At 46.2% G+C, this 16,946-nt stretch carries 19 protein-coding genes, 1 pseudogene and 1 riboswitch; of the genes and pseudogenes, 4 read left to right on the forward strand and 16 right to left on the reverse strand.

The genetic code is table 11. The features are described 5' to 3' along the window. Window positions 1-67: 67 nt before the first annotated feature. The 13 genes and pseudogenes from NSMM_RS15350 to NSMM_RS13555 form a co-directional block, all read right to left on the reverse strand. Complete coding sequence (locus tag NSMM_RS15350; RefSeq protein ID WP_143001956.1) at window positions 68-211, reverse strand: lmo0937 family membrane protein; 144 nt, start codon at window positions 209-211, stop codon at window positions 68-70. A 147-nt stretch (window positions 212-358) separates the two neighbouring features. Then, window positions 359-601, reverse strand: coding sequence for a hypothetical protein (locus NSMM_RS15805; protein ID WP_176753981.1), 243 nt, complete (start codon window positions 599-601; stop codon window positions 359-361). 328 nt (window positions 602-929) lie between these two features. Beyond that, window positions 930-1,628: a hypothetical protein gene (locus NSMM_RS13515; protein ID WP_090288245.1), complete on the reverse strand. Its 699-nt coding sequence runs from the start codon at window positions 1,626-1,628 to the stop codon at window positions 930-932. A 453-nt stretch (window positions 1,629-2,081) separates the two neighbouring features. Continuing rightward, window positions 2,082-2,318 carry a hypothetical protein gene (locus tag NSMM_RS15810; protein WP_176753982.1) on the reverse strand — a complete coding sequence of 79 codons (237 nt, stop codon included), beginning with the start codon at window positions 2,316-2,318 and terminating at the stop codon, window positions 2,082-2,084. 22 nt (window positions 2,319-2,340) lie between these two features. Next, a complete protein-coding gene (locus NSMM_RS15815) occupies window positions 2,341-2,535 on the reverse strand; it encodes a hypothetical protein (protein ID WP_176753983.1) in 195 nt (64 codons plus the stop codon). 317 nt (window positions 2,536-2,852) lie between these two features. Continuing rightward, the gene (locus NSMM_RS13525; RefSeq protein WP_245654813.1) at window positions 2,853-3,272 is read right to left on the reverse strand and encodes a DoxX family protein; all 420 of its coding nucleotides are present in this window, start codon (window positions 3,270-3,272) and stop codon (window positions 2,853-2,855) included. Window positions 3,273-3,314: 42 nt separating this feature from the next. Next, window positions 3,315-3,478 (reverse strand): annotated as a pseudogene (locus tag NSMM_RS16645) (biotin synthase BioB); the annotation flags it as partial. A gap of 191 nt (window positions 3,479-3,669) precedes the next feature. After that, window positions 3,670-7,296, reverse strand: coding sequence for an urea carboxylase (uca, locus tag NSMM_RS13530; RefSeq protein WP_090288247.1), 3,627 nt, complete (start codon window positions 7,294-7,296; stop codon window positions 3,670-3,672). A 60-nt stretch (window positions 7,297-7,356) separates the two neighbouring features. After that, the gene (locus NSMM_RS13535) at window positions 7,357-8,016 is read right to left on the reverse strand and encodes an urea amidolyase associated protein UAAP2 (protein WP_090288249.1); all 660 of its coding nucleotides are present in this window, start codon (window positions 8,014-8,016) and stop codon (window positions 7,357-7,359) included. Next, complete coding sequence (locus tag NSMM_RS13540) at window positions 8,013-8,744, reverse strand: urea amidolyase associated protein UAAP1 (protein WP_090288251.1); 732 nt, start codon at window positions 8,742-8,744, stop codon at window positions 8,013-8,015. Before NSMM_RS13540 ends, NSMM_RS13535 begins: the two co-directional genes overlap by 4 nt. A 29-nt stretch (window positions 8,745-8,773) precedes the next feature. After that, window positions 8,774-10,210, reverse strand: coding sequence for an APC family permease (locus tag NSMM_RS13545; protein ID WP_090288253.1), 1,437 nt, complete (start codon window positions 10,208-10,210; stop codon window positions 8,774-8,776). A 66-nt stretch (window positions 10,211-10,276) separates the two neighbouring features. Further along, window positions 10,277-10,381: riboswitch (guanidine-I (ykkC/yxkD leader) on the reverse strand. A gap of 515 nt (window positions 10,382-10,896) precedes the next feature. Next, complete coding sequence (locus tag NSMM_RS16650; RefSeq protein ID WP_245654814.1) at window positions 10,897-11,106, reverse strand: helix-turn-helix domain-containing protein; 210 nt, start codon at window positions 11,104-11,106, stop codon at window positions 10,897-10,899. A 744-nt stretch (window positions 11,107-11,850) separates the two neighbouring features. Continuing rightward, a complete protein-coding gene (locus tag NSMM_RS13555; RefSeq protein ID WP_090288254.1) occupies window positions 11,851-12,438 on the reverse strand; it encodes a TetR/AcrR family transcriptional regulator in 588 nt (195 codons plus the stop codon). Between the two features lie 398 nt (window positions 12,439-12,836). Here NSMM_RS13555 and NSMM_RS13560 point away from each other — a divergent pair, with 398 nt between their 5' ends. The 4 genes from NSMM_RS13560 to NSMM_RS13575 are packed head-to-tail and all read left to right on the forward strand — an operon-like array spanning window position 12,837 to window position 14,805. Beyond that, window positions 12,837-13,223 carry an SPW repeat domain-containing protein gene (locus tag NSMM_RS13560; protein WP_090288256.1) on the forward strand — a complete coding sequence of 129 codons (387 nt, stop codon included), beginning with the start codon at window positions 12,837-12,839 and terminating at the stop codon, window positions 13,221-13,223. Window positions 13,224-13,228: 5 nt separating this feature from the next. Then, window positions 13,229-13,519: a glutamate synthase-related protein gene (locus tag NSMM_RS17225; RefSeq protein ID WP_425412386.1), complete on the forward strand. Its 291-nt coding sequence runs from the start codon at window positions 13,229-13,231 to the stop codon at window positions 13,517-13,519. Window positions 13,520-13,575: 56 nt separating this feature from the next. Then, complete coding sequence (locus tag NSMM_RS13570; protein WP_090288258.1) at window positions 13,576-13,818, forward strand: pirin-like C-terminal cupin domain-containing protein; 243 nt, start codon at window positions 13,576-13,578, stop codon at window positions 13,816-13,818. A 9-nt stretch (window positions 13,819-13,827) separates the two neighbouring features. Further along, window positions 13,828-14,805 (forward strand): glutathione S-transferase family protein, encoded by a 978-nt coding sequence (locus NSMM_RS13575; protein WP_090288260.1) that lies wholly within the window; start codon window positions 13,828-13,830, stop codon window positions 14,803-14,805. Window positions 14,806-15,044: 239 nt separating this feature from the next. On the opposite strand, the gene NSMM_RS16820 is transcribed toward NSMM_RS13575, so the two are convergent. The 3 genes from NSMM_RS16820 to NSMM_RS13585 form a co-directional block, all read right to left on the reverse strand. Continuing rightward, window positions 15,045-15,176, reverse strand: coding sequence for a hypothetical protein (locus NSMM_RS16820; protein WP_281200921.1), 132 nt, complete (start codon window positions 15,174-15,176; stop codon window positions 15,045-15,047). Window positions 15,177-15,334: 158 nt separating this feature from the next. Then, a complete protein-coding gene (locus tag NSMM_RS13580) occupies window positions 15,335-15,535 on the reverse strand; it encodes a hypothetical protein (RefSeq protein WP_090288261.1) in 201 nt (66 codons plus the stop codon). Window positions 15,536-15,993: 458 nt separating this feature from the next. Next, window positions 15,994-16,944 (reverse strand): IS1595 family transposase, encoded by a 951-nt coding sequence (locus NSMM_RS13585; protein WP_090284233.1) that lies wholly within the window; start codon window positions 16,942-16,944, stop codon window positions 15,994-15,996. Window positions 16,945-16,946: the final 2 nt, after the last annotated feature.

Raw genomic sequence — 16,946 nt, forward strand, 5'->3', positions numbered from 1 at the left:
CTATCTGTTCGCTACCGAACATAATTCTGAATTACTCAGTTAAGCGAAGCAATTTTCCAGACCAGCATTATCTCCTACCTTGAATTACCCGGATTAGAATCACAATGAGGGCAATAACCAAGAGAACGTGAATGAATCCGCCTATGGAAGTGGATGATACTAACCCCAGCACCCACAGTATTACCAGAACTATCGCAATGGTTTCGAGCATTTCTGTCTCCAGTTGTTGTTTAGCAAAATCTTAACCGTACACCTGATTAGAAAGATTGTTAAGACAAGCCCAGTTTTTCTATGAAAAGACCCATACAGGCCCAAACAAACCCATCAAAGAGGAGCTGTCATGGCCATGAACTCGTATCTAATTCCAAGCAGGCTTGTCCTTACCTGCAAACCCTGGACGGCCTGTCACAGGATAGCAGAAAATCACATTCCAACCAGGCAAGCGGGATAGATTGATTTCTTTATCATCTGTTGACCATAGGAAAACATTGGGCAGCAACATGCTTTCCAGATGCTCACATGCGCCATCATTTAAAGGAATGGCGATTCCTTTGGAGTAGAACGGGGTACATCTTGCGGAGTCTGAATATTTTGTTTGCACGGTGATTTTCCAAAAAGGCCTAACGTCTGACATAAGTGGCAGGCTGAAGGCGGGCAAATCCCGCCGCAGGCCAGTCTGTGTTGATGGGGATGTCGCGAAGTAACTCTGCATACTGGTGTCACCGGCAATGTAAAAATGCCCCCTAACGGCAATTAAAAATTGACCCCCTGAATTAAGCTGGTCACTTTTTCTACGAGGGTCACCTAACGCTCGGTTGAGCGGCGCGTTACAGCGGGCTTGCCTCCAGCAGCTTCGCATTTTCGCCTACGGCAAGCCCGCTGTAACGCGTCCGACTCCAACCGATTGTTAGATTTCGCTTGCACGCACTTTACGGATTCGTGATGAAAGCGAGAAAGCGACGACCCGCCTCGACTGTGCGGTTCTGCATCATTCCATCGCCTGTCATTGTTACATTCAGGAACTGCCCCTGACCGATCAATCCTTCTACCTGAAGTTCTCTAACAAGTTGCTGGCAGAACTCTGTTCTCGTTCTAAGCTCAGGAAAGCAATGTTCGATTACCGCAATTGGTCCTCCCATTCCCCATCCGGGGTTAACGATTTCATTCGCTTGCATATACTCCCTGGGATTATCGAGCAGAGCGAGGAGTCGCAGATGCCATGGAGTCAGCCTATCAATTAGGCGAATGAATTGGAGCTGAAGATCCTCATCGGGTTCGTTTCTCAACGCGCTATTGATAATGGCATTGCGGGGAGCTTCTAGTTTTTCTTCTTGATGGTTTCGCAGCGCGATTTGTGTTGCCTGTAGGGCTGCAGTGATAAATGCCTCGTCGTTCGATAACCGCTCCGATGTAATCTCCTCAACCGTATCTACAAGCTCATTTATCGTACCCGCAAGGTCCTGAAGCCATGCTTGCTTTCGTTTCTCGATCGGAGCAGTAAGCACGTTATCTAGGAGTACCGATAGTGCGCCCCCCGCAACGGGAACCGAAGCGGCGAGCGCTTTGGTAAAGGCATGCCCGACATCGCCGGCCGATCTTTCGTTTGGCGGGTCTGGTACGTGGTTCATAGAAATCTAACGTAATATATACGACATTTTCTGTCTGACAATGACGATAAAAAGTCTTATAATCATAAAGTAGCTATCTATATAGTTGTTAAATTGAGTTAATACTATATCGGTCAGGCAAATCGTGCAAACAAATACGACACAAGTGAATGCTAGAAAACTATTGGATCAAGTACGTGACAAAATTCGTTTCAAACACTCGCAGATTCAATTCGAAGTTGGCGAGCCATGTAAAAAAATTAGTTTACAAGTAACCATTATGTCAAGATCCCTGGTTTTCTACTGAAGGTTTGATTTCGCTGTTACGGCTGCCTTCCTGCCAGGCAGAAAGGCCTCTTTTAATACCGCCTGCATGAGTTGCCCGGCGTAGGCCTGGTTTTAGGTTATCTGGGTTTCCAGTTTGCCGCAAAGAGCTAGTAACTTTTAGACTTTGGCGATAATGCCTTGCTGTTCTTACAAGGAAGGCAAAGGAAGTGGAATCACACCTAACCGAACATTACTCAGCATTGACTGTAACCCACCATTCACAAACTCAGCAATAATCTCATTCTTTGACTTCAACAAAAAATATAAAGTGTATTTATTAGAAATCATTTGTTGATCAAAGCCTAGTTTTTCATCAGATTGCGTAAGCAAGGTATTTTTGGAGATAGCCGCGGCAAGCTGTTCAGCATGCAACAGCAGTTGCACCGCTACGAACTGCCCGTAGCATTCAGTACAAAGTACTAGAAATAATGGCAAGGGTGCGTTCGATGGCTTCAGTGGTATCTGCATGGCAGCCGGTTTGCTCCCAAGATAATTTTTGTTGTACGCTCCGCCGCCAAACTTCACGAATGGCCTGGCGGGTACACCAGCCAGGCCCGTTTACCGGGGTTCCATCAAGCAATGGAAAGAGTTCATCATCCATGCGGTGGCAAAAATCGGCCTTGTTGTAGCCATTACATTCATTGAGTGAACGAATATCAAGGTAAGAATAAAACCAGCCTGTGATAATTAACCGGCTTTACGTCCGGTATGATACCGATCGGGCTATGGATCAGTTATTCGTCAACCCATTTTCCGTAATCACGATGAAGCTCATCGAGACTGTAATATCAATACGGGCCAAGGACTAACGCATCCCCGATAAATGCACCCATCATTGCGCCGCGAGCCCTATCCTGAATGTTTTCAGGAGACATAACGTCTCCTGTATATAAAAAGAGGCTGATATCGACGTTTAATTTAGTCTGGCTTGATTGCGAACTTTCCACTTCCTAGAAGAACAATTGTCAAACCGCACAGTAAGAAAAATCCTTGTAGCTCTAGCGCCCAAGCACCTTGTGCATTCAGACTTAGCAGTTCATCCTGGTGCACTAAAAAAAGCGCGAACAGCATATTACCTACGATCAAAAGCCCACCAAATCGTGTAAAAATGCCTAAAATAATTAACAACGGCGCAACAATTTCTCCCAAAAATACGCCATAAGCTAAATAGGGCGTAAGATCGAAAGTTGCGAGTTGGCCTTTGATAAACTCAAGCGAACCGGGATTAAAAATTTTTGCTGCGCCGTGGAAAAGCATAAAACCCCCTAGTGTCAAACGCAACACCAGCTTGCCAAATGCGTCACTACCATTAAACATCGATTTGAGTGTGTCATTCATTAATTTACTCCTGTCTATAGTTGGCGTTCAATGTACTACTACACTAGCCGAAACCATTTCATCCAGTGATAGCATATCCTGATTTCAACACCAGTATGATAGCGTGCGGCTTGCGGACAATAACCACAATCTTCGAGACAGCCGCTCGTTTTTACCGAAATTAACGTAGATAATTGCACCGCATTGGCATCACAATGTTGACGGTGTTTTTAGTTTCTACCCTGTAGGTATAGCTCAATAACGCTTCGAGCGGTAATTTGAGAATCCACACATGATCATCGTCACTCTGAATCCGGCGTATGCACTGCCCACACTACTTGGCTGGGCGTTAGTTCACCGCTGGCATAACGCTGCATCAAAGACGCGGTACTGCTAAAAGATAATATGCTATTCATACTCAGTCTTCCTGAATTACCAGTAGCATCTGACCATTGGATACATAGCCACATTCTTTGCAAGATACCTGCCATACCGTGCCGCTCACCGTGGCATGCACTGGAAATTCCATTTTCATGGATTCAATCACTACCAGTGAGTCGCCTGCTGTGACACGCTGCCCTTCTTTAACCAATATCTTCCACACTGTACCCGTTACATGCGAACCAATCGCGGAGGCACCTTTTGGTAAATCCAGCTCACTTTGGGCATCTGCCGTTTCTATATTATCTTCACTTACATACTCGGCTTGGCCCTGCACCTTCCAGCGTTCACGCTCGGCCTCAAATGCAGCTTGCTGCCCGGCTTTAAATTCCTTGATAGACGCGCTGTTCTCACGTAAAAATTGATTGTACTGTTTTAGACTAAAAGTAGTTTCCTCCACACGCAGTTTAAACCGACCGGTAATGAAATCCTTTCGTAGCAAGAGAAGTTCGCTTTCATTCACTGGATAGAAACGGATCTGATCAAAAAAACGCAACAACCATGGTTTGCCATCTTTGAAATCAGCTGTCTGGCGATATCGGTTCCACATTTGTACCGTACGTCCAACAAACTGGTAGCCGCCGGGCCCCTCCATGCCATACACACACAGATAGGCGCCGCCGATGCCTACTGCATTTTCTGGTGTCCAGGTCCGCGCTGGATTGTATTTGGTGGTAACCAGGCGATTACGAGGATCTATCGGCGTGGCCACCGGTGCACCCAGATAGACATCGCCTAGCCCCATCACCAAATAACTTGCCCCGAACACCATGCGCCGCACCGCTTCGGTACTTTCCAGGCCGTTGATGCGACGTATAAATTCAATATTGTCTGGACACCACGGCGCATCCCTGTATACGGATTGCATATATTTCTCAATTGCCAGTCGCGTTGCCGCATCGTCCCATGACAAGGGCAGATGTACGATGCGGGTTGGTACTTCCATGTCCTCAATCGCCGGCAATTTTGTTTCTGCAGTAATCAGGAAATCCAGTAACGTATCGCGGGATAATACAAGCGAGTCAAAATGAATCTGTAAGGAACGAATGCCAGGCGTTAAATCAATTACTCCGCCAAGCTGACCTGAATCAAGCGCTTTCTGAATCCATTCCATCAGCGCATGCGCACGAAAACGCAAATTCAGATCAAGAACCGGCGGCCCGTACTCTATCAGCAGATATTTGTCGCCCGACTGACGATAGACCACTTGTACCTGTTTTACATTTTCTGGAATGGTGTGCAGAATAGGGCTGCCCAATGTCTCTTCCGTCACCTCAACTAATTTCAGCGTATTATTCGCTGCAGCGGGATCCAGACGAGTGATCAATTCATTTTGAGATTTTTCCAGCTCAAGCGCCTGTTCCGTGGTCATTAAACGAAAACGGATATTGTCACCTGGCTTCAGTTGCCCCATCTTCCATAATTCGGCATAGACAATGGTAACTGGACAGACGAAACCACCTAGACTAGGGCCATCTGGTCCCAAAATGACCGGCATATCCCCAGTAAAGTCCACCGCACCTATAGCGTAGGCATTGTCATGAATATTGGATGGGTGCAATCCAGCTTCACCTCCATCTTCACGCGCCCATTGCGGCTTTGGCCCTAGCAAACGTACACCGGTGCGACTGGAATTGTGATGCACCTTCCATTCTGTAGCAAAAAAATTCTGGATATCTTCAGTTGTGAAAAAATCCGGCGCTCCATGTGGACCATACAGTACGCCAATTTCCCAGCTGTTGTTGTAGCGCGGAATCAGCGATTGTGGCAGTGTAAGATGGCTATTGTCTTGGCTTGCAATAATACGCAGGGCATCACCAGTCCGCAGGGTTCGTCCGGCATGACCCCCGAATTGACCCAGTGTAAAAGTAGATTTGCTGCCTAAATATTCTGCCACCTGAAAGCCACCCTGTACGGCCAGATAGGCACGGCAACCATGACTGCTAATTTTCCCAATCTGGAGTAATGCGCCTGCTTTAACAGCGTGAGACTGCCATAGCGCTAATGGCTCACCATCCAGACGCACCTCAATCGGCGCGCCTGTTATCGCGATGCTGCTATCGCAGTTAAAGCGCAGCGTCGGTCCAGATAAAGTAATTTCAAGTCCCGCCTTATCTGCAGTGTTGTCTACCAGACGATTTGCCAGACGAAAGGCGTATGTGTCCATAGGCCCGGAGGGTGGCACTCCGACCGACCAGTAACCCACTCGCCCCGGATAATCCTGTATTGTTGTCTGCACACCAGGACTCAAGACGTCAACCGTATGCGCAATGTAATGAAATCCATTCAAGAAACTTGTGGTGTGCGTCCCCTTAGCAAACGCCGTGCTATGTAAAATCTGCCCAAGATAATCGAGATTGGTTTCAATGCCATGCAATTCCGTAGCATCCAATGCGCCCAACAGACTGTCGATAGCCTGCGCACGCGTTGGCGCATACACAATAATTTTTGCTAACATCGGGTCATAAAACGGGGAGACTTCGACACCGCGTTCCACCCAGGTTTCGACGCGTGCGGAAGAAGGAAATGCCACGCCAGTAAGTGTACCGCTGGAAGGTTGAAAATCTCTGGCTGGATTCTCAGCATACACGCGCACCTGAATAGCAGCACCGGCCGGTTTTATTTCAAATGAATCCAGAGGCGGCAAATCTCCAGCGGCTTGCAATACCATCCACTCCACCAGATCAATACCTGTTACTTCTTCAGTCACCCCGTGTTCTACCTGAAGCCGGGTATTCACTTCAAGGAAATAAAATTCGCCGTTGGCTACATCATAAATATATTCCACCGTGCCCGCGGATTGATAATTAATTGTCTTGCCTAAACGCACAGCAACATCTAGCAGTGCTTGACGCAAATGTGGCGTCAGATTGGGTGCGGGTGTCTCTTCTATTACCTTCTGGTTGCGGCGTTGCATTGAACAATCACGTTCACCCAGCGCAATCACGCCGCCTTTACCATCACCAAAGATTTGTACTTCAATATGCCGGCCATTTTCGACAAATTTCTCCAGATACAAGCCCGCATTTTTAAAGTTGTTTTGCGCCAGATGTTTTACTGATTCGTAGGCATCATTTAGTTCATCTGCATTCCAACACAAGCGCATCCCAATGCCGCCACCGCCCGCAGTGCTTTTCAGCATCACCGGATAACCAATGTGACCGGCCTCATGGCACGCTTCTTCTACGTTATCCAGTAAACCCGTTCCTGGTAACAATGGCACTTGACTCTGCAACGCCAGCTCGCGTGCTGTATGTTTTAAACCAAAGGCACGTATTTGCTGAGAAGTCGGGCCAATGAAACAAATCCCACGATCTGCGCATTGATCAACAAACTCCGTATTTTCACTCAGAAACCCATAACCAGGATGAATTGCCTGTACGCCGGCCTGCCGAGCAATCTCAAAGATCTTATCCATACGCAGATAACTCTCAGCGGCAACGCCACTGCCAATGCAATAGGCTTCATCCGCTTCAATTACATGGCGCGACAACGCATCTGCATCGGTGTAAACCGCGACACTCTTTACTCCAATACGACGTAATGTGCGGATAATGCGACAGGCAATCGCGCCACGATTGGCTATCAAGACTTTTTCAAACATACTTGCCCCCTTTTTTTCCTTTCAGATAGCGCTGGTGCATTGCACTTTTAGCTGGCCGGGTCAATCCCAGATCAGCAAGCGGATCGGCGTCGGATTGTAGCCATTGCAGGGATTGTTTAATTGTGGGCAGTTCGAGATTAACACCATCACATCCATTTCAGCCTGCATTTCGACATACTTACCCGGAGCAGAGATACCATCAACGAACTCAAGTGCACCTGCTTCAGTGACTGGCACATTCATAAAAAAGTTGATATTGCTGGGTAAGTCACGTTTGCTCATGCCGAGCGTTTCGCAAAGCGGATCATGCGCCAGCGCATGCAAAAAACTGTCTCGGCAACTATGCATCGGGTACTTATCCAATGCATAACGTACTGTGTTACTTTCCGCGGCACAGGCACCGCCCAGCGTATCATGTCGTCCACAGGTATCTGCAGTGATGGTGAGCATAACGTTGCCAAAATTGGAATAAAGCTTGCTGCCAGTAGTCAGATACAACCTGTTTTGGCGGCATATCGTATCGGTTGCGCTATAGCGTTCCAGCGCGTGATTGGTATTAAAAAATAACGTATCGACCGCCTGATTACCTTCCAAATCAACAATACGAAATGTTTGCCCCTTGTTCACCTTCTTGACCCATGCCTCTCCCGCCCCACAAATTTCATCCACCACGGCGAGATTGGGCTCATATCTGCTTTCAGTCAAATTTTGCCTGTTCATGCCATGCCTCCACTGCAGCTATAAAAACGCTTGGTATTTTCCAAGCCACGTGCATTTTCTGCGATATGCGCGCATTCTTCTTTTACATCAGCTGGCGTGGCAAACATAGCCAAACTGATTGCGCCTGGTTGATAGCTCTTTGCCGGATCCAGCGGATGCGGTGCGGCAGATAGCACCACCAGCGTATCCATTTCAAAACTCAGATCGACATAATCGTTTGCCTTGCTGTTATTCTCGTGAAACATCAGTTCACCCGATTCATCAGCGGTTACTTTGCTAAAAAAATTGATGTTGGACACAATGTCTCGCCTACCCAACCCCCACTTACCCAATTCGATCAGCATGCCATCCAGTCCACTACGGAACATTTGATTACGGTATTCCTGATATCGCGCTACTCCATATTTTTGGCGGATCAACTCGGCATCACTCAGGCCACACACCGTGTCATTCCATCCCGCGGTATCTGCTGTAATACAACAAAAAATACGCCCCATATCAGAATGACAGGCATGGCCTTTAGTGAGTCGAAACGTATGCTGCGTCTTCAGCGTGTCTGCCATGTTGTAACGCTCCAATTTTTCTTCCTGATTAAAGAAAAGCACCGAAGCATTAGCACCTCCATCTATATCCAGCAGACGCAACGTCACCCCTCGGCGTACGATACCAGACCAGTGACAGCCACCCGGAATTTGCGCTTCCCATAGCAACGTATTCTCTTGATTCATCATTGGCTCCTGTTTAGAAAAAACTAATTTCAATTTTTGCGAATTTTATTCGCCAGAATATATACAGTGGTCATCCCCAAGATGCTACCTAGTACAAGAGGAATCGCCCATAGTTGCCACCAGGGCGCATCGTCTGAGACAGCATAAGCACGCGGCCAAGCAATATTTACCAATTCAAATAGCGACCAGATAAAAGCCACTATATTGATTACCAAGCCCCAGACACCCAATTTCATCTCGCCCAGCGCAGGGTTCCAGCGTCCGGTGAGCCGAGCAAACAAACCAACACCAGTTGTCATCGCAAACATGGCATATAAGCCACCGGTACCAAAAGCGATCACCGTCGCTACAGCACCATCATTTAATCCTAACAGTAAGCCAAGCCCCGCCATGGTTACTGTAAAAAGTATGGCATTACGTGGCGTTTTGCCAGCGGTTACATTACTTAATACAGACGGCATATTACCTTCACGCGCCATGGAATATACGATGCGTGAAGTGTATTTGACGACGGATGCCCCGCAGGCAAGAAAAGCAACCAAAACAATTGCTGCAAAGGGTTTTTCGATCCAGGTACCGAAGCTGCTCGCAATAAGAGGCGTAACTGGGTCGGATGTTTGGCTGGCCTCCGCCAGTGTGGCGTGGTCGAAGGCTAATATCAGTGAAGCGGAATTGAACAGTACCACAGCCCCCACCGCACTTAAGGAAAGGAAAATTGCACGCGGAACCATGCGTTTCGGTTGATGCGTCTCCTCAGCCGTGGTGGAACAGGCATCGAAGCCGATAAAAGCCCACCCTGCAATGGCGAGCGCGGCCAGAAAGGCAGCCATCTCAGTGGGTGCAGTTCCTGTACCCAAATGCTGAAACAATTCGGAGAAAGAATGCTGACGAAAGAAAAAAAACAACAGCAACGCAATGCCAAACGAACCAATGATCTCTGCGTAAACGCCCAGTGCAATTATCGCTTTAAAGATGCTCACATGGGCGAGATTAAGGAGCATGCAAAGTAGCAAAAATATTGCGCCCCAGAATGCCATCATGGTACCGCCCCAATCCATTGACCCCCAAAAGGTACCGAGCCAAATGCCGCCGGTATAAGCAGTCGTGGTCAGCATCGCAATGGTTGAGCTTACGTAAATTACGCCTGCGTACTGACCAGCAATAACTCCGCCAAGCTGACGCGCCCATTTATAGGCACCCCCGGCAATTGGAAATTGTGAAGACAGTTCTGCGTAAACGGTTGCTACCAGTAACTGCATAGCCAAACAAACGACCAATGCAGCAAACCAGCCACCACCTGTTACATGCGTTTGTACACCAATGATGGCATAAAGCCCTACTACTGGTGAAACAACAGCAAAACCCAGGGTGAAACTATGCCAAATACCCATACTACGATGAAGTATGTCGGGCACAATTGCATCGATATCAGAACCAGAAGTATTTTGTTGCGGTGGGATAGGCATAACGAAGCATCCTTTGCTCGACGGAAAAACACGAGAATAAATGTAAAATTCACATTCTACATTCCAATCTCCCGGGCTTTTATCCCTCCGTGGAGCCTCGTTATAACGAGACCAAAAACTCTCGGACCAGACACCTTAAGTAAATAGGCCGGAACCCTAGTTTTTCTTGTTTTGCGATGTAATCGTCTATTAAGACGAACTGAACACCCTTCATCAGTAAGGCCAATTTCTCAATCAACATCACAAAACTACAATTTTATTCTACATACTTGAACCTAAAAGTCAACATTCCATTGAGCGAATTGCCTCAAATTAAAAGTAACCTAAGGGCTCAGTAAAATCGAGTCGTTGCCTCATGAGTGTAACTGAACAATCTCGGATTATCCTCTGGGAAAATACGAACGACGCGCCTATTTACAAGCCATTCAGAAACGCTATCGACAAAGTGATCGAGCAGCGAAACAAATTACCCCGAACGAATTTTACGAGATCTGCGGCTACGCCCGTAAGTCCGTTAACTGACTCGATTCGTACCAATTAGCTGAACGCGACTGCCCGCGTTGCCACTGGAATTGGGCAAGATATACTGAGTGTTCGGCTTGTGATCAAGTCGGCTGCCCAGAACAACACGGCGAACGGTGCGTGAGCGCGTTCCATAACGGATAAGCCTAGGAACAACTATACAGTCATCTTCCAGAAATACTGTCAGATTGATCACTCAAGTGACATAACAGCTTGGCGTAATACCCCTTTATGGCATCGTAACACTCGCAGGATGCCGCCTCCAGACCCTCCCGGTCAAGAATGCTGATGTCTCCCCGGTTATAGCTGATGAGCTTTTTCTTTTGCAATACCTCCGCTGCAATAGTGATGCTACTTCTACGCACTCCAAGCATGTTGGCCAGGTATTCATGGGTGAGGTGAAAATGGTCGGTATGCGCACGGTCATGCGCAAGGCAGTACCCGCACCTTGCACCACCGCATGCAGGGGCGCAGCATTGACACCTAGCGCCAGCGTCTCACCAATCCGCCCAACTTCTAACGGTTGATGACCGTCTATTTTTATCATCAGCGAGATAAAGCCGGTTAGTGGAAAATACACGTATTGAAAGGGCTGACCAGGCTCACACAGGCTATCACCAAATACCAGCGCTACTGTTTCACAGCGCGCCAGAAACTCGTTGCGTTCTGTGGATGGCAAACCTGCAATCAGGTGATTGGTCATTCGTACAGGTGTGAATAGCATCAATTACTCTATATCGGCACGTTAAGAGTTATTGTCAAATCTGGTGTTTAGCCATTTAATCAAGCGGTGGCCTGAACGTTAAAGCCCAGAAAATGGCACGAAAAAGGTGCGATACAATCCCGCCACTATAGTTTGAACAAGCGTTACTCACTTGTCTGTTTGCTTAAACACATTGGGCTTGAATAACATTCGTTCCGTCGAATATCTTAATCTTCAATAGATAGCTGCACTTGCAAGGCTGGGTGGCTGTATGTTATTGGGTTAACCTGGCCGACGAGAAGCAACATAGAACAACAAACGATACCTCAGATATCGTTGTTTAATATCTCGAAACCAATTCTTTATGCGTATGTGAAGGAAGCTAACGAAAAAGTACCCAAGATTGGTACTATGCTTACGCCTTAAGCAATATTTTGACTGCATTATTAATAAGTTTTTCTAATTCTTTTTGTGGGAAACCTGCCTTCGCCATCGTTATCATACCGGTTATCAATGCTGCAACATGATTTGCAATTGCGCGGCAGTCAACTTCAGGCGCTATTTCTCCTTTTTCTTGGTCACTCTGAAGTCTTTTAATAATAGCGTTATGTAATGAACTTAATGCTGAGCTCAAGATATGTCTTGAGCTTTCGTCATGTTGTTCATTTTCTAATATAGAAAATACAACTAAACAGCCACCGGGATATGAGTGATTAAAATGCAAATAAATCACCTCCATCAATACAGCATTTAGCGCATTTTCTGGTGAATCTGCGTTATCTAACGCTTCTATGAATTTAATTAGGATATGTTGTAGATAGTAGTTAAGTGCCTTTTCAAACAAGGCACGCTTGTTTCCAAATGCGTTATAGATACTTGTTATTTTAAGCCCCATAACTTGCTCAAGCTCTTTCATAGATGTGGCGGAATAGCCCTTCTTCCAGAAAAGCAGCATCGCCGATTCCAGTGCTTCAGTTTCATCAAAATTTTTTGTTCTGGTCATCCTGAGCTATTTCTTAAAAAGAATTCGTATTTTATTATATTAAAACGATCACTACAAAAAGTCTTGACATAAGAGCCCATTAATTATACTGTATCGATCACTACAGTAATTGCAGTGAAAATATTGCTCTTAGGAGAAATGGTGATTGATGCGGATCGCTTTACTGTTACATAAGGGAGAAAAGTAAAAATTAATCTCAATGCGAAACGCGCTTGGTGGAATACAGGCAATGAAGATTTTTACTATGCCGCCATTCAGATTCCAGCAAACGGACTTAAAGCAGTTGGATTGAATGATGCAGATTTAGGAGAAGTAAAAGTGCCGTAAATTTAACTAAACACCTACCCACTCTTAAGAGCTATCGAGCAAACACAATAAATTAAAATTGGAGAATTCACATGAAAGTAATTTCACCTCGCACACACGGTTATTTTGATTTTTTGACAGTCGCTATTTTTTTACTTGCGCCTACAGTATTAGGGTTAAGTCAGCTTCCTACTATGCTGGCATATGTCATCGCTGGTGTTCATCTGGTCGTTACGCTGGCGTCTGATTTCCCATTTGGGATGTTTAAGCTAATTCCTTTTACCATTCACGGTTGGATTGAACGCTTGGTTGGCCCTTCGTTGATTGCCTTGCCTTTTATCTTTGGATTTGCAGATGAAGAAATAGCAAGAAATTTTTATATTGGTGTTGGTCTAGTTGTTATCGTACTTGGTTTTCTCACTGATTATAAAGCTGTAGAAAGGGAGAAAATGAATGTCAAAGGAGCAGTCAAATATTAATCAGTATTAGGCTAGCGTTTTATGTATGCGAGCATTTCTATGCTGCACGGGCTAGGCATTTTTTGGATGGGCAAGGCGCAAGCGGTCGCGTTACATTAATCATAACGAGAGGCCTGCGTCCGCCCATCTATTTTGCTAAAGCACTTGCATTAGAGCCAGACGGTATTGCTCTATCAAATAGTGCGCTGCAAACAATCGGTTGTGTTGCAGCAAGAATGTGTGCCACACAAATAACCGTCCTTCTAACCGCCTTTCTGGCATTCCCATGCAGAAAGACGATCTTAGACAACAATTAAATATCGACAAACCTTCCTAAAAAATTGCTAATTTCTTGCGAGCGCCGGTTGAATTAATGCATGTGGTGTGGCAAGGGTCCGTAGTCATACGCACTTCAATCAATTCAATAACCATGATCTTGCAGCCTGGAGTCACGATACGGCACTACTATCAGGCGTTGCGTTTTCTGGTCTTGGAGAAAAATCTACTAGTTGGCCTAGTAGCGGTGGAATCCGTTACACTTGATGGCCCGTTTGTCATGAATACTAAGACTGGAATATTACAGTCATTTGAAGATTTCAAACAAAACAAATTTTAGGTAATCGAGATGGGTATATTAATTGATGGGCAATGGCAGAATACTTGGTATCCAACTGAAGAAACCCAGGGACGTTTTATTCGTTCGGCGGCCCAGTTTCGCAACTGGATCACAGCAGATGGTTCTGCCGGGCCGAGTGGGCGCGCAGGCTTCCAGGCGGAAGCGAGGAGATATCATTTGTATGTTTCTTATGCTTGCCCCTGGGCAAATCGCACACTAATTTTTCGTAAGATTAAAGGACTGGAAAAAATAATATCCCTGTCCGTCGTGCATTGGCATATGGCAGAAGAAGGCTGGACCTTTAACAATGATGAAGGTGTCATTGCCGATCCGATTTTTAACGCACCCTATTTGCGCGATATATATCTAAAAGCAAATAAGAATTACTCAGGACGTGTCACTGTCCCCATCCTTTGGGATAAAAAAACCAGTACGATTGTTTCCAATGAATCTTCGGAAATTATACGCATGTTCAATAGTGCCTTTGATGACTTAGGTGCTGCTGATGGTGATTATTATCCAGAGAAATTGCGCAACGAAATTGAGATGGTTAATACACGTATCTATGACACGGTAAACAATGGCGTTTATAAAGCAGGTTTTGCTACCACACAGGAAGCTTATGAAGAAGCGGTGATCCCGTTATTCGAATCATTGGATTGGCTAGAACACAAACTGACGGCACAGCGTTACTTAACCGGCAATCAGATCACCGAAGCAGACTGGCGTTTATTCACCACACTGATTCGTTTTGATCCGGTATATGTGGGACATTTCAAATGTAATATGAAACGCCTGATTGATTACCCGAACCTTTGGGCGTACACACGCGATCTTTACCAACAGCCTGGCGTTGCTGAGACGATTAATATGGTTCATATAAAAAATCATTATTATGTTAGCCATACCAGCATCAATCCAAGTGGCGTGGTGCCTTTAGGACCAGTGATCGATTTTAACGTTCGCCATGGCCGCGATAAACTATAGGGCACCTCTAAAAATACCCAAAAAAATGAATGAACCTGATGCAGGAAAATATTTCATAAGTTTTTTACAGTTTTGGTTCTAGATTTGTAGATTTTTGACTGCCTGAGGTGCTATCTAAGTGCTATTTTTTAGCTATCTCAGGAAATTCCGGGCGCAATAATTCTGTTGAAGCTGAAGTGTTTTTTGCGGATGCGTGTCACGACACACCTGATGATATAAACAAGGTTGAACAAGCCTATTTATATTTTTGCGCTTGCGCAGCCGATGGTGCGAATAGTGATTTCACCCATTTTATCTACCATCGAGCCAAATAATACATGCTCAACCCGCGCACCTGTGATTTTTTCTTGTTGCTGTGCTGCTGTGAGCAATAATTACGCACACCCATTTAATGAATGTGGCTTTTGTGCCCGGTTACGACCAGATCCTCTTCCTGCGCATGACTGCGATAGGCCGAGTCCGTGTAAATATCCGCTGCACCCGTTGCAGGGGATTGCAGCACGTCTTCCGGAATTCGGCTGTCATGGACTTATGCTGAAATTATCTCTGATGCAGTGATCAGCTGTTTTCTTACCTCGTATTGCGTTGTCTGGGTACCGCTACAAAGGTTGCATCGATAATCTGACCTGACCCGCAGTTCCACATCCAGTTCCCGTAGGCATTCATCAAACCGGGCAAACAAACGCTCCATCAGGCGTTTTTCCTCCAATTCCTTCCGAAATACCCACATGGTCCTGACATCAGGCACGACACCCGATCAAAGTGCTTGCGCCCAGCCTATTGCATCAGAGACAAACAAAAAACAGCACCCCTACCCTCTTTTTGTCAAATTCTTGAACTTGGGTTTTTAGAGGCGCCCTTAAGTGATACCAGCTGTCTAAACTTAATTTGGGGAACAACATCAAATTGCCGGTCAAGACTATTTGTTGAAATTACTTACTTCATTATGATTGCTGTTTGTCTCGCTGATTACGACTCATGCGTTCAATCAATTCCATTCATACTTTGTGTTCCGTTAATTTCATCGTGCACAACTCTATACCTCAATGCGCGCTGGACAAACAATTCATCTGCGTATTCCACGGAAACTGGACACTCAGTCCACGGCAAACTGGACAGTCGGAGCGTAGCGACGCGGGGGTTGTTTTTTACTCCTGATTTGAGGGTTTAGTCAAATCTCTTTCCTGATTAGTTACCTATCTCAGAAATTCTCAATATACCGATCGGAAGAGGTTCTGTCGTTGCGGCGGCGCGCAGCAATCGCGGCACCATGGCAGCCAAATCAAAACGGCGATTGAAGCGATAGGAGAATTCTGCAAGATAGCGCTGTGCATACTTGGCGTGATTGAATGCATGGTAGGTTCCGCTGAAGGCAGTCTTGAGATTGCCAAGAAGCGTATTGACCCAGCGAAACTCGGCACGCTGCACAGCAGATTTGCCACTTCCCACAATATGGCGCTCATGCTGCGCGGCTGTATGCGTAACCGCCCCGAAACACCCCAAACCATCAGATACGACTCGTGCAGTAGATGACAGACATTCAGCCGACCACTGTTTGAGCGCTTCATATGTAAAACCCGCTACGGGAGTCAAGCGTATATAAAGTGGCTTCCCCTCGCTGTTTGTTTGTATTGCCGCTACAAATGGCGTCTTACTTGCCGCGCCCCGCCCGCGCTTTCCCGGCCTTTCACCTCCCAGATAAGCATCGTCAACCTCCACGCGTCCATCCAGACGGCGTTGCTCTTCGCGCAGCAGCATGGTCTGTAACAGCTTATGCTTGATCGACCATGCCGTTTTGTAACTTACCCCCAGCTGACGTTTGAGTTCCAATGCACTGACCGCATTCTTGCTTTGCGTCATCAAGTAAATGGCCAGAAACCAGGTTCTTAGCGGTAATTTAGTATTTTCAAACACGGTGCCGACAATTGAAGAACATTGGTAGCCACAATCCAGGCATTCCCATAGCTTGCGGCCGTTATGGGTACAGGAATATCGCTCCCCATCGCAGCGCAGGCATCTCCAGCCATGTGGCCACCTCGCAGCAAACAATGCTGCTTCACATTGTGCTTCCGTGCCATATTGATGCAGAAATTCATGCAGTGACAGGCCTGCCTGAAACTGAATTTTATTCATCGCCATTG

This window comes from Nitrosomonas mobilis (assembly GCF_900103035.1).
GTDB classification, from domain to species: domain Bacteria; phylum Pseudomonadota; class Gammaproteobacteria; order Burkholderiales; family Nitrosomonadaceae; genus Nitrosomonas; species Nitrosomonas mobilis.